Origin of the sequence: Desulfosarcina alkanivorans (assembly GCF_009688945.1) — a bacterium.
GTDB lineage: Bacteria > Desulfobacterota > Desulfobacteria > Desulfobacterales > Desulfosarcinaceae > Desulfosarcina > Desulfosarcina alkanivorans.
Genome location: NZ_AP021874.1, coordinates 2,989,534 through 3,010,990, shown reverse-complemented (window position 1 = coordinate 3,010,990; position 21,457 = coordinate 2,989,534). Strand labels below are relative to the sequence as shown.

Sequence of the window (21,457 nt, the reverse complement as noted above, 5' to 3'; positions counted from 1 at the left end):
TCCGTTAAAAAGCGGGAAAGGAAGACTTGTGGGCGGTTACGAATTAACATGGATCACCGGGGATCTGGCAGCGGGACATGCACCGCTTTCATACGACGACCTGGACGTCATCAGGGCTCACGGCATCCATGCCATCGTCAACCTGTGCGGCGAATATTGTGATCTGCACGAGATCCAGCAGGACAGCGGGTTTGCGGTGTACTACCTTCCCATCGCCGATGAGTGCGCCCCGGATATGGGGGAAATGGAAAAAGCGCTCGACTGGCTGGGCCGGCAGATCCTCAGCGGGCATAAAGCGCTGGTGCACTGCCGCTTCGGCGTGGGGCGCACCGGAACATTTCTCAGCGCCTACCTGATGAGAACCGGCATGGATTTGAAGGCCGCCGAGAAAATATTGAAAAACACCCGTGCCAATCCGTCCAACTATTGTCAGTGGAAATTGCTGCGCCAGTATAACAAGCGGCTGAAAACAGAACGGGGCAGGACGCGTGAATAGAACCATTGGTTTTCTGACCACCCTGCGCGTATTCGTGCCCTTTGCCGCCGGATATTTCCTCTCTTACCTCTACCGGGTGGTCAATGCGGTGATTGCAGCGGATCTGGTGGGTGACCTGGGCATCGGCCCGTCGTCGCTGGGCCTGCTGACATCGACCTATTTCATCGCCTTCGCGTCTTTCCAGTTGCCGCTGGGAGTCCTGCTGGACCGGTATGGCCCACGTCGCATGGAAGCCATGCTTCTGCTTTTCGCCGGACTGGGGGCCTATCTTTTTTCGCGATCCGGCACGCTGGCCGGCCTGGTGGTCGCCCGCGCATTTATCGGATTTGGCGTGTCGGCATGTCTCATGGCGGCCTTCAAGGCCTACACCCTCTGGTTTGCCAGGGAGAAATGGCCCCTGGTGAACGGATTCCAGATGGCCGCGGGCGGTTTCGGCGCCCTGGCGGCAACCGCCCCGGTGGAGGCGGCCCTGCACGTGACCGACTGGCGCGGGGTTTTCATGGTTCTGGCCGTGCTCACGCTGGTGGTGGCTGTGGCCGTATACATCGTGGTCCCGGAAAAACGGTCCGGCGGGAACACAGAAAGCCTGCGGGATCAGTTGAAAGGGGTCAGGACCGTTTTTACCAGCCGGGCGTTCTGGCGAGTGGCCCCGCTGACCACCATGTCCCAGGCGTCCTTTCTATCCATCCAGGGGCTCTGGGCCGGGCCCTGGCTCAAGGATGTGGCCGGGCTTGAGCGCATGGCCGTGGCCCATGTGCTCTTCTGGGTCGCCGTGGCCATGATTGCGGGATTCATCCTGCTGGGATCCCTGGCCGGACGCTTGAGCCGGTCCGGGATCAGCGTGCTGACGACCTCCGTGACCGGCATGGGCCTGTTCATGGGGGTCCAGCTGGTGGTGGTGGCATGGGGAGCGGCCGGTCCGGTGCTGCCCCTCTGGCTGCTGTTCGGCTTTTTCGGTACGTCGGGCATTCTCGCTTATGCCGCCCTGTCCCAAAGCTTTCCCGTGCAGTTGTCCGGACGCGTGACCACCGCTGTTAATCTGCTGGTGTTTGTGGCGGCATTCCTCTGGCAATGGGCGATCGGTGCCATGATCGGTATCTTTCCCGTCTCGGCCGACGGCAGTTATGCCCTCGCCGGTTATCGCACGGGGTTTTCCATCATGCTCGGCATACAGGCGCTCACCGTCGTCTGGTTTCTGGTTGCCGGCCGTATGGGCAAACTCAGGGCGGCCCAAAGGATCGATTGACGGGAAGGGCAGGCGTTTTTCCGGCAAGCTCCGGCAGGCCTCTGGGGCGGCATGGTAAAACAATCGAATATGGTCAACGGATCAGTGCAAAGTTATACGATAGACGTGTTTAGCAACGGTATTCTATCCATTTTTTAAAAAATAGGGTTCCCGTTTATTTTCAAGACGTTGGTTCCTCAACTCCGGCTTGTCCGGGTCAGGGAGGTTCAATGAAGATTTACACCGGTACGGGGGATCGGGGCAAGACCAGCCTGTTCAGCGGCGAGCGGGTTTCAAAAAGCAGCCCGCGAATCGAGGCTTATGGAGACCTGGATGAACTCAATTCCGTGATCGGTGCGGTGGCGGCAAGTCTTGATCCGGGGGACGAGGCCTTGACGGATGAAATCCGGAACATTCAGACCATGCTGCTGGCGGCCGGTGCCTGGCTGGCCACGACGCCCGGTGCTGCGTCCACTCGTTTCTTAAAGCCGTTTACGATGCATCCGGCCGAAAGCCTGGAAGGCGCCATCGACCGCATGAATGCGGTCCTGCCGGAACTGAAGCATTTTGTAGTGCCCGGCGGGCACCTGTCCGCATCGCTGGCCCATATGGCCCGAACCGTCTGCCGGCGAACGGAACGGCGCGTGATCGAACTGGTCGACCATGAGGACGGCGAGTCGGGCCCCTCGGAGACGATGAAGCATATTCTCGTATTTCTCAATCGGCTCTCCGATTACTTTTTTGTCCTTGCCCGATTCTGCAATCATTCACGTGGGCAGGCGGATGTGCTGTGGAAAGGGTAGATGACAGGGGCCGTTTCAGCGCACGCCTGGTGGCCCGCCGGTGGCTGGCCCCCGGCATCCTTGAAGTGCGGCTGACCCGTCCGGCGGACTTCGCCTTCATGCCCGGCCAGTTTCTGCGCATCGGGATGGGCGGCTACCAGCGGGATTACACCATGGTTTCCGGACCGGATGCCGACACCATCGATTTCTGCATCGCCCTGGTGGAAAAGGGGCGGTTTTCCAGTGAGATCCTGAAGGCCGGTATCGGAACCGCTTTTCAGTTGACCGGCCCCCACGGGCATTTTATTTTCCAGGGACCGGTTAACCCGGCGGTGTTTGTGGCCACGGGCACCGGCGTGGCCCCGTTTGTGGCCTTTTGTCGGGGCGGGGTCGAAGCGGCCCTCCTGCTTCACGGCGCGGGGTCGCCTGACCGGCTGATCTACAGGGATCTCCTGGAAGCCGTGCTGCACCGGTATGTCCCCTGTATCAGCCGGTTGCCCGGGGATCATGCCGGGCAGGGCAATATTTATCCGCACCGGGTGAGCCGTTACCTCGAGCAGCAGCTGCGGCCGGGCACCTATGATTTTTACCTGTGCGGCCGGCGTTCCATGATCCGGGATGCCACCGCCATCATCGACGACCGGTTCGGCCATTCGCGCATTTTCATAGAGACCTACGACTGACTAAAATGACTGAAATAGCATCCTTTTTTCACTGTTGTTGTAAAGGACCATTTTGGCCTTGAGTGTCCGTTCCTCGCCAAAAATGTTGACCAGTCGGATGCCGTCGGGCACCTCCTCGATCAGATCCACATTTTCCAGTACTTTCTCCTCGACTCCGTTTTTTACCACAAAGACATTGACGTCACACATGGCGTGCCTCCCTAAAGCGGTTCTGGTTAAAACCCAATGGCCATAGTGGACAATTCGATGAGTAAATGCAATACCGATCTGATCATACATGCGGCAGGAAAAAGCGGGTTGATTGTGACCGTAAAATTGCTATGTTGATCGAATCAGGATCGGCCCCCCCGATGGCCGGCAACAGGAAGGAACCCGAAACGTCAATGGTCAAACAGGCATCCAAAGAAGCAGTTGTTCTCATTCTCATCGCCATTGGGCTTGCCCTTGCGGTTTATGCGCTGCGGCCCGATAAGATCGGCGACCCGCCAGTGGCGGTAAATGACGGTGACGACGGGCAATTATTGGCCCAGAGCGCCTTCTCCGAGATTTCCGTCGATGAAGCGGCGCGCCTTTTCACGGAAAAAAATGCTGTTTTTGCCGATGCCCGCCATCGGGCCGATTTCGACGCCGGACACATCAAGGGGGCTGTCCACCTTTACGCGGCGGACCCGGAGGCCTGGCTGCCCGCTTTCCTGTCGGCGACAGACCCGGCTGCCACGATCGTCGCCTATTGCGACGGCGAAGATTGCCATCTGGCCCCTCAGCTGGCCGAAATCCTTTATTTGAACGGGTTCGTCCATGTGAGCTATCTGAAGGACGGCTGGACCCGATGGCGTGAGGCCGGTCTGCCCGTCGAATAGCCATTCCCGGGGGCGCTGCTGTAACCGGGCGCCTTTATTAAAATTACTAAAAATAAAAAAATTAAAAAGTAATATGATAAAAAGTATTGACACGCACCTGTGTGTAATTACCTTACCGTCAAACAGTTGGCAACGGGTCGATGACCCACAGACAGGGAGGTAATATCATGCAGCTTGTCAGATTCAATCCAACCAGAGATCTGTTCAATGTCCGGCAACGGATGGACAGCGTGTTCGACGACCTTTTCAATGGCTTCTTCGATGGCAGCCGAACGGATATGATCCGGGGGTGGAACCCGAAGGTGGACATCTTCGAGGAAGACGACCACATCGTGATGAAAGCCGAACTCCCGGGCGTGGAAAAGGACAAGATCGCCATCGATGTGAACGGCCGGGTGCTGACGGTCAAGGGGGAGCGGTCCAGTGACAACGAGGTCAAGGAGGAGCGATACACCCTTCGTGAACGGTTTTTCGGACGGTTCGAACGTTCGTTCACCCTGCCGGCGGAAACGGATTCGGAACAGATCAAAGCCGAATACAAGGACGGTGTGCTGAAGCTGAACATCCCCAAACCGGAGACCGGCAAGCCGAAGCGGATCAGCATCCAGTAATTATCGGAGATTTCATGGAAGAGGGGGGATGGGCGGCCGTGCGCCCATCCCCTTTATTCTTTTCAGGGCGACTGCCGATATGGCTCCGCAGAAATGCCGTAGCGTCGCATGATCTGCTGCAGGGCCTGGCGCTCCAGACCGCAGGCCTTGGCCGCCTGGGTGACATTGCCCTTGCTCAAGGTCAGCATGTGCCCGATATAGGTGGCATTGAAGGTGCTCAGATTGTTCTCTTTGGCTTCCTTGTAGGGCAGGTCCAGAAATGGCGGCATGTCCGGCCCCGGCCCCGGTGACGGTTCCCGGGGGATGCCAACGTCCTTGGGGGTAATTTCGTCGGCGGGCGAAAAGAGAATCCCCTGCATGATCAAATTTTCCATTTCACGCACATTGCCCTCCCACCGTCGACCGACGAAGGCATCCATCAATTCCGGAGATAATCGTTTCAGGGGTTTGTCGAGTTTGGCGCAATGTTTTTCCAGCAGATGGTTGGCGATCAGGGGAATGTCCCCTGTGCGCTCGCGAAGCGGCGGCAGATGGATGGGCAGGACGTTGAGACGATAGAAAAAGTCTTCACGAAAGTCACCCGATTTTATCTTTTCAGACAACGGCTGGTTGGTGGAGGCGATGATCCGCACGTCCACCTGGATGGGGCGCGCTTCTCCCAGCGGTTTGATTTCCTTTTCCTGAAGCACCCGCAGCAGCTTGGTCTGGATGGTGGGCGCGATGTCACCGATTTCGTCCAGAAAGATGGTGCCGGTGTGCGCTTCCTGGAACAGGCCCTTTCTATCGCGGGTGGCATGGGTAAACGCTCCTTTTTTATAGCCGAACAACTCGCTTTCCAGTATGTGCTCCGGTACGGTGGGACAGTTCACGGCGATAAACGGACGTGTGTTCCGGTTGCTCAGGGCGTGAACCGCACGGGCGGTCAGGTCCTTGCCGGTGCCGGATTCCCCGGTGATCAGAACGGTGAGGTCATTTTTGGCGATCATTCTGATCGTATCATAGACCCGCTGCATTTCGGGGCTTTTGCCCACCAGCTTCTGGAACATATCCGTTGAGCGGCATTCGTGGTGCAGCCTCAGGTTCTCTTTGAGCAGGCGGCTGCGCTCGAAGGCCTTTTCCAGCCGCATGACCAGCGCATCATGATCAAAAGGCTTGGTGATAAAGTCATAGGCACCGTGCTTCATGGCCTCGACAGCCATTTCGATGCGTCCGTAAGCGGTCATCATCACCACCGTAACCTCTTCGCCCCGGTCGGCCTTTATCTGTTCCAGGACCTCTATCCCGCTGATGCCGGGCATTTTTATATCCGCCAGCACCAGGTCGTAGTCGGTGGCGCGAATCATTTCCAGACCGGCTTCCCCGGAGGACGCGGTATCCACCTGACACCCCAGTTCGGGTTCCAGGCTCCGTTTGAGAAGGGTGAGCATGTCCGGTTCGTCGTCGATGATAAGCAGATGCTGTGTCATGGTTGATCTCCCTGATAGGGGGGCGTGACGGGCAGCGACAGGGTAAACGCCGCTCCGTGGCCGCGCTTGCTTTTTACCGTGATGTTACCGCCATGACCTTTGATGATGCCGTAGCTGACCGAAAGTCCGAGGCCTGTGCCTTCACCGGTGGGTTTCGTTGTGAAAAAGGGATCGAAGATCCGTGGCAGGTTTTCTTTTTCGATGCCATGCCCCGTGTCCGACACCTCGACGCTAATCCGCCGTGCCGCCACGTTGAGTCCCGTGGTGATTTTGATGGCGCCTTGGGGCGTCACCGCATGGATGGCGTTCATCAGCAGGTTGATAAGCACCTGTTTGATCTTTTTTTCATCCATGAGCACCGGAGGTATGTCGGTTTCGAAATCGGTTTCTATCTGAATGTTTTCCAGGTTGCTGTGATGGCGGAGGAATCCGATCACATCGTCAATGACGGCGTGGATGTCCAGGTTGGCCTTCCGCGGGCTGGAGGTTCTTGCAAAGTTGAGCAGATCTTCCACGATGGCCTTGCATGACTTGACGTGTTTTTCAATGGTTTTCAAATCACTGTATCGGTCTGACTTGGGCGCCTCGCTGCGCAGCAGCAGCTGGGTATAGCCCAGTATGATCCCCAGGGGATTGTTGATCTCGTGGGCGATCCCCGAGGAAAGTTCGCCGATGGAGGCCAGCTTGTCCGCCTGGGCCATCTGTTTTTGCATCAAGCGGCGCTGTTCAATGTCCTTTATCAGAAAGTGAATGGTTTCTCCCTCTTCGGAGGGACTTTTCGCCAGGCTGCCGGAAAGCAGTACCCGGCGCCGGTTGCCATCTTCCAGATTGAGATCGAATTCCTCACTGGAAATAAAGCCCCGGTCTTCGATGTGACGGCTGATGGCATGCCAGTCCTCGGGGCGGGACAGAAAATCCTGAAAAAATTGTCCCTCGATCGTGTTGGTTCCGGAAGCGGTCAACCCTACCATCTGCTTGCCTGCCGGGTTGAGGTTCACGATCCGGCCGTCGGTGCGGGTGACCAGGATCATATCTTTGGAGACTTCGAAGATCCGCCGGTATTTCTGCTCCGAAATGACCAGCGCCTCGGTCCGGTTCTCAACCAGCTGTTCCAGATTCTGGTTGAGATAAAGCAGTTCCTTGTGAGCGGTCTGAAGGGCCTGGCGATCCTTCAGGATGGTTCCGTAATTGGCCCATGTCCGTTCGAAAAAAAGCGTGACCGAGGCCACCACAATGAAGGTGAACGTGTTGACAGCGCCGGAAAATGGCCGGATGGCGGACCACAGGTCCTGGAGACCGGTCAGCAGGAAAATCTGTTTGAGCAGGTGGCCGGCGGATCGGGAGATGGCAAATACGAACAGGGACAGGCACACCCACAGCAGATAGGTGATGACGATGTTGTTGGGATCTTTTTTTTTAAGGCGCAGGCTCAGGCCGAAACTGAGAAACGCGAACACGATCATCAGGATGGATCCGAGTACATCCACGGCCCAGATAGGTATCAGGGAAACGTTCATTACCGGACACCTCCACCTGATTCTGCCGGTGGGGCCTCTATGAGCATATGGCGCAGGCCCAGCCACAGGCATACCATGGCCGGGACGCACAGCAGATGGTCCAGTTTGGCGATATAGTATAAAGCCGCCAGCCATTCGCGGCCGCCGGTGGCAGAGACGTGTATCTGCCACCGGCCGAGACTGGCTACCTTGACTGCCCGAATCTGTTCATCCAGAAAGTGAACCAGCAGGGTGTCTGCATTCCAGAGAATGAAGAACAGGGCCACATACTGGATGTAGCGCCATCCGGGTCTCTTGACCAGTCCTGCCTGCCGGAGCCAGTAGATTAAAAGCATCATCGAAAAGAGGAAAAAAAGATGGGCAAACTGGTGGACCCACACTCCTTCAATGCCGGCATGACCCTGAGTGGCCATGGCGGGAGCCGCCGGAAACAACACCAGAAAGAGGATTGCGCCAACAATGTCGCCGATCGTTTTTTTAGGTTTCATAGCCCCAAATAAATCCATTGGTGAGCGAACAGGTGCCGGATGATGGTTCTGATGGTAGCTGTGCCGCCAATCACGGTCAGGCGATACCACGTGAAAAATAGCCGTGCTGCCGATGCGGCAGATCTAAAAGGTATTCAGTCTTGGGGACCCTCGGACGGCCTTGCGTCCGATTCTGAATCGAGGCGCCTTGTTTTCTTTTTTCCGAAAAACGTTCTTATGATGACACCGGCCGCGAACCATGCCAGGTAAACCAGAAAAAGGGATATCACAAACCAGAAAAAGGAACTGATGACGACGGGATCGCTCCCCGAACGTGAGAATTTATAGATATAGTCACGGCCAACGAGTCGCATCAGATTGTCGGGCGCATAGGCTCTGTTGACGTAGGCTGCTGCAAAGAGAATCGGCAGGATGGTGGTGATGATGCTTTTCAGGAAGCCTTCAAAGAAGTAGTCGTAATAAGCTTTGTTGAGTTGGACCTGGTCAATGTTTCTTGCCAGGGCCTTACCCTTTTCGCGATCTTCACAGGCCATCGCTTCTTTACGCAATTCAAACCAGTGTTCGTAATTCGCTTTCAGTTCGACGTATCGTTGGGTGTGGTATACCCTGGCCAGCAGCTTGGTAAACGCGACCAGCACGGCCACCAGCAGCAGAATCACCATTGCCGGGCCCAGGTGCTGATTTAGCGGAGCCAGGATAGCGTCCAGTATGGCGGCGATGGCACCGATCCCGTCCATAATCCTGTCCCACAGCATGTCCAGGAAATCATCCATGGTTAACCCCGGGGAAACGCATTCACAGCCCCTATCGGTAAGACGTATTGGTGAAAACAAAAAGGGGGAAGGCGATTGCCTTCCCCCACCATTATCCTAACCCATCGACTAGATCCAGATCTCGATCTTGAAGAAACGGAAGAACAGGAAAAACAGGGTGATGGCCAGAACCACCTTCAGTGTTTTTTCGCTGAAGAGTTTCTGCGCCCGGCTGCCCAGCATACCGCCGGCAAACCCACCGATAATAATGGCAATCATCAGCCACAGGTCCGGATAATAGCCGGTCATCAGGTACCCGATGAAGGAGCCGATACTGGAAAAGGAGGTGCCGATGAGTGAAATGGGGACAGCCACATACATGGGCAGCGCCCCAAGGGTCGTCATGGCCGGTACCAGCAGAAAACCCCCGCCGATACCGAAAGACCGGGATACCACGCCGATGGCCAGGCCGAGGATGGCGAAAAGCAGGGGGTTGATCTTGAACTCTTCACCCCAGAATTTGAACCGGTAATCCACCAGGCTGCTCTTGACCGGTTCGATGCGGCCCATCTCCACGGAAGACCCTTCGGATTTGGCCTTGGCCACGGCATCGTTGAACTTTTTGACCATGGCTTTGATGTTTTTACGTTTTTCCATCATTTTCGGGGACAGTTCCCGCAGGGTCTGGATACCCATGAGCACGACCAGCACGGCCAGCCACTCCTTGTAGGCCTTGAGGGGCAGGACGGCGGACACGTATTTGCCCAGCCAGATGGAGCCGATGAAGATGCCGAGTCCGAATGACAGACCAATCGGCCAGGCAACCCGCCGTTCCACCACCGCATAACGATAAAACGAGCCCAGGGGTGAGAAAAGGGTCAGCGCCATGTTGGAGGGCTTCAACACGTTGGCGGCGTTGATGCCGACGGGACCTGCGGTTTTAACGACCAGCACCTGGAATGCCGCCATCAGCATGCCGCCTGCAGCACCGATCATGGAGAAGTACGTGCCCACGAGAATCGCGCCGATGGTGATCCAGAGGGGGTTCATGTAGCGATAGCCTTTGCTCAGCCAGAACCCTTTGCCGGTAATGTTGTAGGAACCGCTTTTTTCACCGTTGACGTATACATCGAACCCGGTGTCCGGTGCGGTGTGGCGATAGGATTTGAAGGAAACGGTAAACTTGCCGGTGTCTTTGTCCAGCTTGATGGAGGTTCCCTTGTCCCAGTACTTGCCGCTGGTGGCGTGGTCGGTGATCACCGTACGGGAAAAGATGGTCACCTTGCCGACGTTGTTACCCTCTTTGACGATGGTGTTGATGCCGTAGCTTGACTCGTTGGCATACCTGAGAAAATTCCATTGCTCTTCGGTCTGGATGGGGCCAAGCATCGTTTGGGCAACCGGATCGACTTCTTCGAATTTCTTTTTCAGGTAGTACATGGTGGTGTTGTAGATTCCGCCGCCCTTGCCCAGGAGCACGGAGGGACCACCGAATTTCTTTTTGCCTTCCTTGCCGAAGGCATCCGGATTGCTGGTGATCATGTAATACATGGGAGGAATCTTGGTGTCGGCGCTGAAATTGGCCTTCTTCATGTCTTTCTTGAAGCGTTTGACTTCATGCGCACCGTCGGTGTCCTGTGCGGCAAACATTTTCTGCTGTGCGATGGCAATGTACAGGTCCTGTCCGGGCGCGATCGACCCTTCGATCGTAACCACGTCGCCTGCCTTGTATTCGCTCGATGAAATGGTGGCTGCGGCACTGCAGATACCGGTGACCGCAAAAATAGCTATTACCGTGAACATAATAGCCGGGAATAAAACTTTCTTCATTATCAACCTCCTCTAAGAAAAATTAAAAATTGCCCTCCTGTCGGGCAAACCGTGAAAAAACGGTCTACAATTGAGTATAATCGGCGCAGGTTCCCTTATGTATGGTCGTCTATACCTGTCTGCCCCCCTTTCCACAAACATCCAAACCTTTTGAATTGATATCAGCACAAAAAACATCAGGGAATCTGTACCTTGAGCGCTTTGTATTTAACCGCCAGGACGCCGCCGGACCATCCGCCGACCGTCCCAATGACGGCTGCAACCAGGCCCTGGACGCCGGACATCAGATAAAATCCACCCATCCGGAAGCACAGGGCATTGACCGACACGAATGACACGAGCGCCACCAGGGTGCCGACAACCGCAGCCATCGTCTTTTTTCGTTCGATTTCGTCTTCGGTGCGTTCGATCAGCATGTAACCGGAGATGGCCGCATTGCCGCCAATGACAACGGGCAGCAGAATGGACAGGGTCTCCAGGCTCATGATGCCGCTGAAGAACCCCGCCAGAATCAAGGTGCCGATCGTGCCGGTCAGCAGGCTCCAGGCAAAGGATTCAATGGCCGGCATCGCACACTGGATATGGACAAACGCTTTTTTCATCGGTTTCCTTCCGGGCAATCCGCAGGGGCTGTCTTCAAAAGCATACAGATCACCCATAAAAATAATCTCCCTACAACCAGCAAAGCCTGTGCCATCGTCTGGCAGCCCTTTCCGCGGAATTCCCGATGAGATGGTAACCTTTTGAAACTTTGTACGATACAGCTATTTTCATCTCTGGTCCGACAAATTTATGAGGGCGCCTACCGTGGCCGCTGACCTGGATTGTCTATGGCCGGCGCAGTAAAAAAACTGCGGCAAGACGATTTGCCGCCTGAACCTTGGCTTTTTCTTACGGCAGAACATTGCAATTAAATTGTTTCAATGCAATAAATAAAATGCATATGGTCGACATTCACTGTCGGTCTGTTGGTTCACGTCCAGCCGATGGCACAAAGTATTACCAATGTCATCAATATGATGAGGAAAGACGGCCCTAAGGCTGTCGCAACATCACCCACCACATCATGGCATGTTTGTTGCTGTAATGCCGAAGATTCAGTAATTATGGGAAATGCCGGCCCTGTCGACTTTCATTCAGAGATAAAGGGGGCCGGGCGGTACCCAAGCCGGGACGATCTTTCCCATAAAGATCGTTAAAATTGCAATTTTCTGGAGGCAAGGTATGGAAAAAGAAGTTTTCAGTCTCTGTTTTATGTGTTCGATCCGGTGTCCGATCAAGGTCAAGGTTAAAGATGGACAGGTGACGTGGATCGAAGGAAATCCCCATGTGGCAGGCATGGAGGGCAGCTTGTGTCCCCGTGGTGCCGCCGGAACCTCCCTGCTTTACGACCGGCAGCGGGTACAGAGCCCCATGATCCGGGTCGGTGACCGGGGGTCGGGGAACTGGCGCAAGGCCAGCTGGGACGAGGCCCTGGATTATGTGGGCGACAAACTCAAATCGATCATTGACCAGTATGGCGGCCACAGCGTGGTGCTGGGCGAGCGCACCCAGCTGGCCACGCACGTGAGCAAGACCTTTTTAAAGGCCATCGGTTCGCCCAACCATTATACCCACGATGCCCTGTGCAAGGGATCGGTCAACACGGCCTGCCGCTCCCTGTTTGGCTGTACCGACGGGCAGATCGGGGTCGACTACCGCAACACCCGGCACATCGTGCTTTACGGGCGAAACATATTTGAGGCCCTGTCGGTCAAAGAGGTCAACAACCTGATGGCCGCCATGGAAGATGGGGCCAAAATGACCTACATCGATCCCCGGGTCTCGATCACCGCCACCAAGGCGCATCGCTACTGGATGATCCGGCCCGGCACCGATCTGGCACTCAATTACGCCCTGATGCATGTGATCCTGGATGAACGGCTCTACGATGCCGCTTTTGTGGACCGCTGGGTTCACGGCCTGGCTGAACTTCAGGACTTCGTGCAGCCGTATACGCCCCAGTGGGCCGAAGCGGAGACCGGGATTCCGGCCGGGGAAATCGTTGCACTGGCCCGTGAATTGGCCAAGGATGCCCCGACCGTGGCCTTTCATTACGGCTATCGGGGAGCCAGCCACACCAATGAAATATATCTGCGCCGGTCCATTCTCATGCTCAATGCATTGATGGGATCCATCGAGACCCCGGGCGGCATTTTTTTTAAAAAAGGTCCCGGTGAAGCGGGTGGCAAGGCGGCACGCAAACTGGTGGAACAGGATTTCCCCAAGATCGAGGTTCCCCGGTTCGACAAGGCGGGAACGCCCGACTTCCCGTTGCCGGACCCGGCCCACGGGGTGCCCCACCGGCTGCCCTACGCCATCATGAACGCCGATCCTTACCCGATCAAGGCCCTGTTCAACTACCGTTTCGAGCCGCTGATGTCCATTGCCGACACCGCGTTGACCCGCAAGGCGCTGGACGAGCTGGACCTGATTGTCACCATCGATATCAACTACAGTGATATCGCCTGGTACAGCGATGTGATCCTTCCCGAATCCACCTACCTGGAACGAACCGACTGTGTCCAGCAGGCCAATGGCCTGAAGCCCCAGATGTTTCTGCGGCGCCAGGCGGTGACGCCCCGCTACGACACCCGTGACGGCGCCATGATTCTCAAGCAGATCGCCGAACGCATCGGCACCGGTGATTATTTTCCCTACGAAAACATGGACGAGCTGGTCCGCTGGCAGTTGGAAGGCACGGGATTCACGATGGCGGATTTTGATGCCAAGGGTTTTGTTGCCTATGGCAAGTCAAAGATTTTCTGGGATCGGATGGACGGCCTCAAGCTCAAAACGCCGTCCAAAAAGATCGAGTTCAAGTCCTCGCTGCTCGAGGACGCCGGGTTTGAGTCCCTGCCGGCATATGAATCGATGCCGGTGCCGGGGGCGGGTAAGTTCCGGCTGGTCACCGGCCGGGCCGCCCTGCACACCCACGTGTCCACCCAGAATGTGGAATACCTCAACGAGCTTTGCGGTGAGAACCTGCTTTGGATCAACAGCCATAAGGCCGCCGAACTGGGCATTGCCGACCGGGCCATGGTGGAGATCGCTTCCAGCCGTCACACCGGGCAGATGCGTGCCTATGTCACCGACCTGATCCATCCCGACTGTGTATTTCTGCTGCATGGGTTCGGGCACCAGGCCAAGCGGGCCGAGCGGTCCTACAACAGGGGCGTCAGCGATGCTGCGCTTCAGGAAAACATTTACGACAAGGTGGGGGGAAGCCCCGCCTATCACGATACCTTTGTCAATGTGAAGGCTGCCTGACCGGCCGCTATCCACAAGGGCGCCATGGTGGGTTGCCATGGTGCCCGCAGGCATTCAACAGGATAAGAGGACTATGAGCAAATACTATCTCTTTCAGGACACCAAGAAATGCATCGGATGCCATGCCTGTGAAGTGCAGTGCAAGGCCAACAAGAATCTGCCGGTCGGGCCCCGGCTGTGCCAGATTATCCAGGTGGGACCCAAAATGATCGGCGGACTTCCCCGGGCCGCCTATATTTTCATGCCCTGCTTTCACTGTGAAAATCCCTGGTGCGTGGCTGCCTGCCCCACCGGCGCCATGCAGCAGCGCAGCAGTGACGGCATTGTTTTTGTAGATCACAGCCTTTGCGTGGGCTGTAAAACCTGTATTTCCGCATGCCCCTGGGGGGCCCCCCAGTGGAATCCGGAAACGGGCAAGGTGGTCAAGTGCGATTACTGCAAAGACCGCGTGGATCAGGGACTGGATCCCGCGTGCGTGACCACCTGTACCACCCACTGCCTGAAATTCGGCACGGTGGAAGATATGACTCAGATTCGCCGGGAGCGACATGCCCAGACCGTGGCCTCGCTCGAGCACAGCGCCTTCTGAGGCAGCGGCCCGGCCCCGCTTTCACACCCCCACGGGTGAAACCTGTGATGCGGGCGGGCTATGGAAATTCGTATTTCGGGTATACTTTTATTTACCATAAAGATGTTTCCAACACCCATACCCCTTCCTCCAGATCCCTCCGGGCTTTTCCCGGGGGGATCACTCCTACCGTGGCCAGGGCACGTTGATACCGATTGTTGAATGCCGGCCAGGGGGAGCGACGGCGGCAGGGAGCATGCGGGTGGGCAAGAGGTCATTCATGTCGCTAAGCCAATGTCCGGTCACGGAAAGCATTCACCATATCGATGGTGTCATCGGCAAGGGTGGTTTGTCGCACCCGAAAAGCCGCCGTATCGCCGAAGAAATTCACAGCCTTCTGGATGACGTGGCCTGGGGCCGTGCCGGTGATGATCATCTGCCGGCCGTCCGGGCGTTGATCCGGGACCTGCTGGACGATGAACATGCGCCCGAGGGGCAACGGCTGGGGCAGCATCTTCACGGGATCATGGAAACCCACGGAGAAGTCTTCGAAAGCCATGTGAAGACCCACAACTGCCCCACGGAGACCTGTGAATGGCTGACGCCGGCGCCATGCCAGATGGCCTGTCCGGCGGGTATCGACGTACCCACCTATGTAACGCTTATCGGCGAGGGCCGGGACGCCGAAGCCATCGAAGTGATCCGCCAGGACAATCCCTTCCCCTGGGTCTGCGGGCTGGTGTGCACCCGGCCATGTGAGTTCATGTGCGTGCGCGGTCGCATGGATTCCCCGGTTTCGATTAAATTTCTCAAGGCCTTTGCCGCCGAGCGGGCCATGTCCGAGGGCAGTTACCGCAATCCGGAAAAAGGCCCGGACCAGAACAAACGGGTTTGTGTCATCGGTGCCGGTCCAGGCGGCCTGAGCGCGGCCTATTACCTGGCCCTGAAAGGGTACGGGGTTCACGTGATCGAAGCACTGCCCACGGCAGGCGGCATGATCATGGTGGGCATTCCCCGGTACCGGCTGCCGCGGGAAGTGATCGACCGGGAGGTGGCCATGCTGGAAGAACTGGGCGTCACCTTTGCGTACAACACCCGGTTTGGCGAAGATGTCACCCTGGACGATTTGAAGTCCCGGGGTTATGAGGCCTTCTTCTTTGCCATCGGCGCCCACAAGGCCTATAAATTGGGCATCCCCGGTGAAGCGGATTTTCCCCAGACCATGGAGGCCATCGACCTGCTTCGCCGGGTGGCTTTAGGAGAGCGTCGTGTGCCCGGAAAACGGGTCGTGGTAGTGGGCGGCGGCAACGTGGCCATCGATGCCGCGCGAACCTGCCTGCGTCTTGGAAGCCCGGAGGTGACCATCGCCTATCGCCGGACCCGCCACGAAATGCCGGCCGATGAGGAAGAGGTGGAACAGGCCGAGGAAGAGGGTGTTCGTTTTTCCTTTCTCACCATACCGGCCAGGATTGTGGGAGCGGACAACAAGATTACGGGGCTGAACTGTGTCCGAGCCCAGTTGGTAAAGCGGGAAGGCAGCAGTCGCATGTCCCCTGTTCCGGTTCTGGGCAGCGAGTATACCATGGATGCAGACGTGGTGATCAGCGCCATCGGTCAGAAAGTGGACCAGCTGTGCATGGGCGACCTGGACGGCATGGGGTGGACCCGGCGGGGCACCATTGACGTGAACATGGTCACCATGGAAACCTCTGTCGAGGGGGTCTTTGCCGCCGGAGATGCCGTAACCGGTCCGGCCACGGTGATCGAAGCCATCGGGGGTGGCAAGCGGGCGGCCGAGGCCATCGATCGCTACCTGCTGGGCATTCCCCAGCCCCAGATGCCGCCGGTTCCCGTTCGGCGGCGCCGGGAGGCATGCATCGAGGTGCCGGCCAGCACCAAAACGGTCATCAAGCGGCCAAGCATGGATATGCTCAACCTGGACCGCCGCCGGACCACCTTTCAGCAGGTGGAGCTGGGTTATACCGAAAACATGGTTCGCGAGGAGGCCCGCCGGTGCCTGCGTTGCGACATCTGCCGCCGATGCGGCCGATGTGTGGAGGTCTGCCGGGACAAGATGGGCATCAGCGCCCTTGAAATGGGTTATCTGGATTTCGACCATCCCGGCCACACCGACCTGCGGGTTACCGAGGAGCGCTGTATCGCCTGCGGTGCCTGCGCGGCCAATTGTCCCACCGGCGCCATGAAAATCGAAGACCGGGGTGACGAGCGGCTATTGATACTTTGCGGTACGATCCTCAACCGTCAGAAGCTGGTTTTTTGCCATTCCTGCGGAAAGGCCATGGGCCCAAAGAAATACCTGGATTTTATCAGCCAGCGGGTGAAGTCAGCCGGTCAGGTGTCGGCGGATGCCCTGGTTTGCGAATCGTGTGCCCGGACCAAAAACGCCCGGTTCAATGTCGATACCATGCTGGTATAACGTACGGTCCTGGTTTTGGATTATTAGGAGATTTTGCAGGCGATGTGCTTTATTCGACGTTCGTCTGCTGTGGTCGCTATCCTAACAGGAGAGAACAATGGTTTTCCGAAGGGGTCAGAAGGTAGAAATCTTTCAACGCAGCCAGGACGAGAGCTGGGAAGCTTACATGGATCGCTTCATCGGCCTTCACGGCATCATCACCGATCCGGATACGGCCATCAACGACCCGGATGCACTGGTCGAAGTGAGCCTGGAGGGCAAGGGCACCCATCGGCTGCCCCAGGATTGTCTGCGGCCCATCGACGGTTGATGGTCGCCTGGATAAAATGGTTCAACCACCTGTTTTACCCGCATCGTTGGAACGGCGGGGGAAATGCAGCAGGAGCAATACACCTATGCGGGTTCAGGATGTGATCCAGCAAAAGCGCCGGGTGGTGCATACCATCCCGGCACAGCAGACTGCCGAAGACGCTATTGTCCAGATGACGGAACAAAAGGCCTCTGCCTTGATTGTCGTCGAGGGGGATAAGCCGGTGGGGATATTTACCGAACGGGATGTGTTGCGCTGCCACGTGGCCTGGCGTCACCGCCTGTTCCGGGAAATGCCGCTTTCCGAAGCCATGACGGGCAACTTGATCGTCGCCCGTCCCGATGATCTGGCGAGCAGCGCCATGGCCATGATGATAAAGGCGGATATCCGCCACCTGCCGGTGGTGGAAGACCGGCGGATCGCCTGCATGCTTACGATTTCAGACCTGGTGAAACACCACGTGGGTGAACTGACGGCGGAATTGCACTATCTGCAGGAATACATTACCGACCTTCAGGACGCCGCACAGGATTGATGGTTTCCTAAAAAAGCCGATGCCTGCGTTACGCCGCATTCCCCGGGATTGGCAATCCTTGATGCCGGCATTATCCGGAAACCGTCCGGAAAACGACAATTTACGAATCTATCAGGATTAATGAGATGATCACGATAACGATTGACGGCACATCATACCCGGCGACGGCGGGCCAGACGGCGCTCCAGGCTGCTCGGGAAAATCAGGTCAGCATCCCCACCTTATGTTACCACCCGGCCCTGAAACCCTCCGGGTCGTGCAAGCTCTGCGCAGTGGAAGTCACCGGCAGGACCGGCGGTCGGCAGATTGCCATGCTGTCGTGCATTCTTAAAGTGTCGGATGGTCTGGATATTAAAACCACGGGACCCATTGTGGACGCCGCTCGCAAAAAAGCATTCGAGAATTTGCTGCGCATGGCACCCCAGTCGCTCCAGTTGCGCCAGATGGCAGCGGAGTACGGGGTGGATGTGGAGGCGCCGCCGGACGGATGCGTGCGCTGCCGCCTGTGTATCCGGGTGTGCAAAGAGATCGTCGGCGCCGGTGCCCTTAAAATGAAAAAGATTGATGGGGTTGCCTTCGTGGTGCCGGAGCCGGATCGATGTATCGGGTGCGGCACCTGTGCCAACATTTGCCCCACCAATACGATCCGGGTGGAGGACATCCAGAATGTCCGCACCGTGACGATCCGCGATGAGTTGATTGGCAAACACCCCCTGGAGCGCTGCGAGGGATGCGGTCGATGGTTTGCCACTACGCGGTTTATTGACTTCATCGAACGCCGCACCGCCCCCCACCCCCATGTCAAAGAGACCCATGCTTATTGCCCCACCTGTGCCAAGCTGTTTTCGGACCGGACCCGGGCGGTATCGGACCACACGGTGAAGACTCGCATGCCGGGGCATTGAGATTTGATATTGGAAATTGGAAAGTGGATAGAGATGGGTGGAGATGAAGCGCGTTTGCGAATTCGTCGGAAATGCAGTTTTCGGGGCCATCAAGTTTCCACTTTCTAATTTCACGATCCGCAAACGGTAACGTCATTTTCTGCCCATTATTCGAATATTGCCGCCCCAACCACAAAAAAGCCCCTTCCGGTGTGGAAGGGGCTTTTTTGTGACAAAATGTGTCCGGCTTTTAGATTTCCAGCCAGGAGTCGGAGTACAGGGTTTTACCGAGGATGACATCAACGGTCTTGGCGTAGTCCAGCATCTCTTTGGAGAGGCTGGCACGGTCGGGTTCAACACCATCCAGCATGCCGTAGATCAGGTCCACGATGTCCTGGCGTTCACCCTTGCAGATGGCGGTCTGCTGCTCGTCGCGCGGATCGGTGATGATCGATTCCATACCGCATTTCATCAGCATTACGGTGTAGGTCTGGTTCAGGATGGGGCGCAGGTGGTCGGGCGGCCCGTTGGAGATGTTGGAGAGGCCGCAGGTGCTCCTGGCGCCCGGAGCCATATCCGGAATCATCTTCTGGAATTCCATCAGGCTGATGGCCTGGGGCTGCTGGATGTTCACCGGCGTCACGATGCCGTCTACCCAGATTTTCTCATTGGGGATGCCGGCTTCGTTGGCGAAGTAAAGCAGTTCCACGCACAGGGCGGCGCGTTCGTTCTCATCGCGGGGCAGCCCCTCGGGGCCCCACATCAGGGCGACGAAATCGGCGTTGTACTCGGCTGTCATGGGTACCATGCGCTCGTAGCGTTCCGGCCGGCACATGATGGAGTTGACGATGTGCGGGGTGCCGGAAGGAACCTGCTTGATGACTTTCAGGGCCGCCTCGATGGCGTCGATGTTGGAGGTGTCCAGGGCCAGGGGCAGATCCGGTACGACGTCCTGGACGACTTCGACCACCCACGGCATCAGTTCGTGGCCGTCTTTTTTGGCAGGGCCAAGGTTGATGTCGATGTAGTCCATACGCTTTTCCTTCTGGAAAAGGGCTTCTTCCTGGATCGGTTTGGGATCCCGCTCCTTGAAGGCACGGCCGATCTTTGTCGAAATGACATTTAAACTTTCGCCGATAAGTAACATGCGACTTTCCTTTCTTTTCTCGGCATCATGCTCCGGCCAGTGTTCCGGCCATGGATGACGCTATTGCCAACGGTATGGCCGGCGAACCGGCCAGGAAACGACGGCCGGGGCAATCCAACGCTGGGTCCGCCCCGACCGTAAGATCACATTGCGGTTACGCTCTGAGGAAGCCGGGAATATGTGCCGCTTCCCGGGGGCCGACAGTGATGGTCCAGCCGGGCAGTTCCTCTTCCACGTCGCCCACGATGGCGGCGGCATAGCCGGGAATGACCAGTTCCTGATGTTTGATCTTGTCGGTGATGCCGCTTTTTTTAACGAACATGCCCACATCGTCACCGGCGAACTTGCCGGCGGCCCAGGCAGTGAGCACGGACAGGCCTTCGGAGTCCTTGATGAGCAGCCAGGTGGGGACCTTGCTGGCCTCGATTTCACCGGAGACGATAAAATACGTCAGGGCAAAGTTGGTGGTCACCAGCACGCGGGAATTCTCGTCGGGATTGTTGACGGGATAGATCCCTTCAGTGACGGTCATCGGTCGCTGCGGGTCGGTGAAGATGTTGAGGCGTTCCAGCAGCAGCGGGAACAGGGACTCGCCGGCAAAGTCGGACAGCACCACGATGCCGCCGTATTTGGCCACGTACATGGCTGCCAGCATGGTTTCTGTGTCCAGGTTGGACGCCATCTCGCACGGAAGGGCGATGGTGGGAAAACCCACGGCGCGGTTGCCGTCCTTGAGTGCGGCGCGGCGAATGGCGATCATGTCTTCATTGGACTGTTTGGGGTCCCGTGAACCGGGGTCGAGCACCAGGTCCTTGAGGCCCATGCCGGTGAGCTTCTCCGACAGGGCGGTCAGTCCGTCGATGGATTCGGCCTTGATGGCCAGCGGCAGGTCATTGTCTTTGGCGATGGCGCCGAAGGCGTCTGCCGTGGCCTCGGTGGCGGCATACATCAGCGGCCGCTTGAAGGCACAGGCGGCCACGCCGGCCTTCATGACCTCAGCGTCCTCGGTCATCAGGATCAGGTTGAATTCCGATGTCTCGGCGACCTGTTTGGCTGCGGCGGCAAAGGCGTCTGCGTTTCCGTCGACATCCTTGACGGCCACCAGCTCCGGGCGCAGGTTCAGTCCCACACGTTCGAACTGCAGGGCGTTCCAGCCCTTGAGCTTGGATTCCAGGTCGGCCGCAGCGATATCGCTGCCGATCTGGGCCGCCATCAGGGTCGGGTTGTAAAACGTTTTTTCATGGCGGTATTGAACGGTCTCGCCGCCGGTGGTTGCCTTGCGCACGCCCTTGCCGACCACGACGGGGCGAATAGGCGGTGCGGAGGCCTCGGAGAGTTTTTCACGCGCTTCATCGGAGACGTAGGGGCAGCTGTCCAACTCGGCCTTGCCGGATGCCAGGTTCATGGCAAAGGCAAGGCAGGTGGGAACCCCGCATTCCTTGCAGTTGGTCTTAGGCAGGAGTTTGAAAATCTGAATACCGGTTAATGCCATACTATTCTCCTTGTCTGTATGGGCAATTCACCCGGCCGCAACGACCGGGGAATCGGTTCGTCTAG

At 57.3% G+C, this 21,457-nt stretch carries 21 protein-coding genes; 12 read left to right on the top strand and 9 right to left on the bottom strand.

Annotated elements, in window-relative coordinates; translation table 11 throughout:
- The first annotated feature begins 28 nt into the window (after positions 1-28).
- The 4 genes from DSCA_RS13265 (at position 29) to DSCA_RS13250 (ending at position 3,186) form a co-directional block, all read left to right on the top strand.
- Positions 29-496 carry a protein-tyrosine phosphatase family protein gene (locus tag DSCA_RS13265; protein ID WP_155316883.1) on the top strand — a complete coding sequence of 156 codons (468 nt, stop codon included), beginning with the start codon at positions 29-31 and terminating at the stop codon, positions 494-496.
- Entirely contained in the window at positions 489-1,742 is a 1,254-nt protein-coding gene (locus DSCA_RS13260) for an MFS transporter (RefSeq protein ID WP_155316882.1), read from the top strand. The genes DSCA_RS13265 and DSCA_RS13260 overlap by 8 nt, the downstream gene beginning before the upstream one ends.
- Before the next feature lie 209 nt (positions 1,743-1,951).
- Complete coding sequence (locus DSCA_RS13255; protein WP_155316881.1) at positions 1,952-2,524, top strand: cob(I)yrinic acid a,c-diamide adenosyltransferase; 573 nt, start codon at positions 1,952-1,954, stop codon at positions 2,522-2,524.
- On the top strand, positions 2,512-3,186 hold the full coding sequence (locus DSCA_RS13250; protein ID WP_155316880.1) for an FAD-binding oxidoreductase: 675 nt from the start codon (positions 2,512-2,514) through the stop codon (positions 3,184-3,186). The genes DSCA_RS13255 and DSCA_RS13250 overlap by 13 nt, the downstream gene beginning before the upstream one ends.
- On the opposite strand, the gene DSCA_RS13245 is transcribed toward DSCA_RS13250, so the two are convergent.
- On the bottom strand, positions 3,187-3,375 hold the full coding sequence (locus DSCA_RS13245) for a CooT family nickel-binding protein (protein WP_167527759.1): 189 nt from the start codon (positions 3,373-3,375) through the stop codon (positions 3,187-3,189).
- Between the two features lie 161 nt (positions 3,376-3,536).
- Here DSCA_RS13245 and DSCA_RS13240 point away from each other — a divergent pair, with 161 nt between their 5' ends.
- Both DSCA_RS13240 and DSCA_RS13235 read left to right on the top strand, forming a co-directional pair.
- The gene (locus DSCA_RS13240; protein WP_167527758.1) at positions 3,537-4,046 is read left to right on the top strand and encodes a rhodanese-like domain-containing protein; all 510 of its coding nucleotides are present in this window, start codon (positions 3,537-3,539) and stop codon (positions 4,044-4,046) included.
- Positions 4,047-4,213: 167 nt separating this feature from the next.
- A complete protein-coding gene (locus tag DSCA_RS13235) occupies positions 4,214-4,657 on the top strand; it encodes an Hsp20/alpha crystallin family protein (protein ID WP_167527757.1) in 444 nt (147 codons plus the stop codon).
- Positions 4,658-4,719: 62 nt separating this feature from the next.
- On the opposite strand, the gene DSCA_RS13230 is transcribed toward DSCA_RS13235, so the two are convergent.
- The 6 genes from DSCA_RS13230 to DSCA_RS13205 all read right to left on the bottom strand — a co-directional run bounded on the left by DSCA_RS13230 (position 4,720) and on the right by DSCA_RS13205 (position 11,312).
- Positions 4,720-6,123 (bottom strand): sigma-54-dependent transcriptional regulator, encoded by a 1,404-nt coding sequence (locus tag DSCA_RS13230; RefSeq protein WP_155316876.1) that lies wholly within the window; start codon positions 6,121-6,123, stop codon positions 4,720-4,722.
- Positions 6,120-7,640, bottom strand: coding sequence for a two-component system sensor histidine kinase NtrB (locus tag DSCA_RS13225; RefSeq protein WP_155316875.1), 1,521 nt, complete (start codon positions 7,638-7,640; stop codon positions 6,120-6,122). The genes DSCA_RS13230 and DSCA_RS13225 overlap by 4 nt, the downstream gene beginning before the upstream one ends.
- Positions 7,640-8,128 carry a hypothetical protein gene (locus DSCA_RS13220; protein ID WP_155316874.1) on the bottom strand — a complete coding sequence of 163 codons (489 nt, stop codon included), beginning with the start codon at positions 8,126-8,128 and terminating at the stop codon, positions 7,640-7,642. The genes DSCA_RS13225 and DSCA_RS13220 overlap by 1 nt, the downstream gene beginning before the upstream one ends.
- A gap of 134 nt (positions 8,129-8,262) precedes the next feature.
- Positions 8,263-8,901, bottom strand: a complete 639-nt coding sequence (locus tag DSCA_RS13215; RefSeq protein ID WP_155316873.1) for a hypothetical protein — start codon at positions 8,899-8,901, stop codon at positions 8,263-8,265.
- A gap of 108 nt (positions 8,902-9,009) precedes the next feature.
- Entirely contained in the window at positions 9,010-10,710 is a 1,701-nt protein-coding gene (locus DSCA_RS13210; RefSeq protein ID WP_231716476.1) for a sulfite exporter TauE/SafE family protein, read from the bottom strand.
- Between the two features lie 176 nt (positions 10,711-10,886).
- Entirely contained in the window at positions 10,887-11,312 is a 426-nt protein-coding gene (locus DSCA_RS13205) for a hypothetical protein (RefSeq protein WP_155316872.1), read from the bottom strand.
- A gap of 622 nt (positions 11,313-11,934) precedes the next feature.
- On the opposite strand from DSCA_RS13205, the gene DSCA_RS13200 reads away from it, so the two are divergent.
- The 6 genes from DSCA_RS13200 (at position 11,935) to DSCA_RS13175 (ending at position 18,774) form a co-directional block, all read left to right on the top strand.
- Entirely contained in the window at positions 11,935-14,019 is a 2,085-nt protein-coding gene (locus DSCA_RS13200; protein ID WP_155316871.1) for a molybdopterin-dependent oxidoreductase, read from the top strand.
- Between the two features lie 73 nt (positions 14,020-14,092).
- A complete protein-coding gene (locus tag DSCA_RS13195; RefSeq protein ID WP_155316870.1) occupies positions 14,093-14,608 on the top strand; it encodes a 4Fe-4S dicluster domain-containing protein in 516 nt (171 codons plus the stop codon).
- Between the two features lie 259 nt (positions 14,609-14,867).
- Positions 14,868-17,024, top strand: coding sequence for an FAD-dependent oxidoreductase (locus DSCA_RS13190; protein ID WP_155316869.1), 2,157 nt, complete (start codon positions 14,868-14,870; stop codon positions 17,022-17,024).
- A gap of 97 nt (positions 17,025-17,121) precedes the next feature.
- The gene (locus DSCA_RS13185; protein WP_155316868.1) at positions 17,122-17,334 is read left to right on the top strand and encodes a hypothetical protein; all 213 of its coding nucleotides are present in this window, start codon (positions 17,122-17,124) and stop codon (positions 17,332-17,334) included.
- 85 nt (positions 17,335-17,419) lie between these two features.
- Positions 17,420-17,869 carry a CBS domain-containing protein gene (locus DSCA_RS13180; protein ID WP_167527756.1) on the top strand — a complete coding sequence of 150 codons (450 nt, stop codon included), beginning with the start codon at positions 17,420-17,422 and terminating at the stop codon, positions 17,867-17,869.
- Positions 17,870-17,994: 125 nt separating this feature from the next.
- On the top strand, positions 17,995-18,774 hold the full coding sequence (locus DSCA_RS13175) for a 2Fe-2S iron-sulfur cluster-binding protein (RefSeq protein WP_155316866.1): 780 nt from the start codon (positions 17,995-17,997) through the stop codon (positions 18,772-18,774).
- A 229-nt stretch (positions 18,775-19,003) separates the two neighbouring features.
- Here the strand turns inward: DSCA_RS13175 and DSCA_RS13170 are convergent, their stop codons facing one another.
- Together DSCA_RS13170 and acsC are read right to left on the bottom strand one after the other, a co-directional pair.
- Positions 19,004-19,900: a dihydropteroate synthase gene (locus DSCA_RS13170; protein ID WP_155316865.1), complete on the bottom strand. Its 897-nt coding sequence runs from the start codon at positions 19,898-19,900 to the stop codon at positions 19,004-19,006.
- A 154-nt stretch (positions 19,901-20,054) separates the two neighbouring features.
- Positions 20,055-21,392 carry an acetyl-CoA decarbonylase/synthase complex subunit gamma gene (acsC, locus tag DSCA_RS13165; protein WP_155316864.1) on the bottom strand — a complete coding sequence of 446 codons (1,338 nt, stop codon included), beginning with the start codon at positions 21,390-21,392 and terminating at the stop codon, positions 20,055-20,057.
- Positions 21,393-21,457: the final 65 nt, after the last annotated feature.

Coding starts and splice junctions, on each gene's coding strand:
- DSCA_RS13255 (WP_155316881.1), top strand. CDS start 1,952: ATGAAGATTTACACCGGTACGGGGGATCGGGGCAAGACCAGCCTGTTC.
- DSCA_RS13245 (WP_167527759.1), bottom strand. CDS start 3,375: ATGTGTGACGTCAATGTCTTTGTGGTAAAAAACGGAGTCGAGGAGAAA.
- DSCA_RS13240 (WP_167527758.1), top strand. CDS start 3,537: ATGGCCGGCAACAGGAAGGAACCCGAAACGTCAATGGTCAAACAGGCA.
- DSCA_RS13235 (WP_167527757.1), top strand. CDS start 4,214: ATGCAGCTTGTCAGATTCAATCCAACCAGAGATCTGTTCAATGTCCGG.
- DSCA_RS13230 (WP_155316876.1), bottom strand. CDS start 6,123: ATGACACAGCATCTGCTTATCATCGACGACGAACCGGACATGCTCACC.
- DSCA_RS13225 (WP_155316875.1), bottom strand. CDS start 7,640: ATGAACGTTTCCCTGATACCTATCTGGGCCGTGGATGTACTCGGATCC.
- DSCA_RS13220 (WP_155316874.1), bottom strand. CDS start 8,128: ATGAAACCTAAAAAAACGATCGGCGACATTGTTGGCGCAATCCTCTTT.
- DSCA_RS13215 (WP_155316873.1), bottom strand. CDS start 8,901: ATGGATGATTTCCTGGACATGCTGTGGGACAGGATTATGGACGGGATC.
- DSCA_RS13210 (WP_231716476.1), bottom strand. CDS start 10,710: ATGAAGAAAGTTTTATTCCCGGCTATTATGTTCACGGTAATAGCTATT.
- DSCA_RS13205 (WP_155316872.1), bottom strand. CDS start 11,312: ATGAAAAAAGCGTTTGTCCATATCCAGTGTGCGATGCCGGCCATTGAA.
- DSCA_RS13200 (WP_155316871.1), top strand. CDS start 11,935: ATGGAAAAAGAAGTTTTCAGTCTCTGTTTTATGTGTTCGATCCGGTGT.
- DSCA_RS13195 (WP_155316870.1), top strand. CDS start 14,093: ATGAGCAAATACTATCTCTTTCAGGACACCAAGAAATGCATCGGATGC.
- DSCA_RS13190 (WP_155316869.1), top strand. CDS start 14,868: ATGTCGCTAAGCCAATGTCCGGTCACGGAAAGCATTCACCATATCGAT.
- DSCA_RS13185 (WP_155316868.1), top strand. CDS start 17,122: ATGGTTTTCCGAAGGGGTCAGAAGGTAGAAATCTTTCAACGCAGCCAG.
- DSCA_RS13180 (WP_167527756.1), top strand. CDS start 17,420: ATGCGGGTTCAGGATGTGATCCAGCAAAAGCGCCGGGTGGTGCATACC.
- DSCA_RS13175 (WP_155316866.1), top strand. CDS start 17,995: ATGATCACGATAACGATTGACGGCACATCATACCCGGCGACGGCGGGC.
- DSCA_RS13170 (WP_155316865.1), bottom strand. CDS start 19,900: ATGTTACTTATCGGCGAAAGTTTAAATGTCATTTCGACAAAGATCGGC.
- acsC (WP_155316864.1), bottom strand. CDS start 21,392: ATGGCATTAACCGGTATTCAGATTTTCAAACTCCTGCCTAAGACCAAC.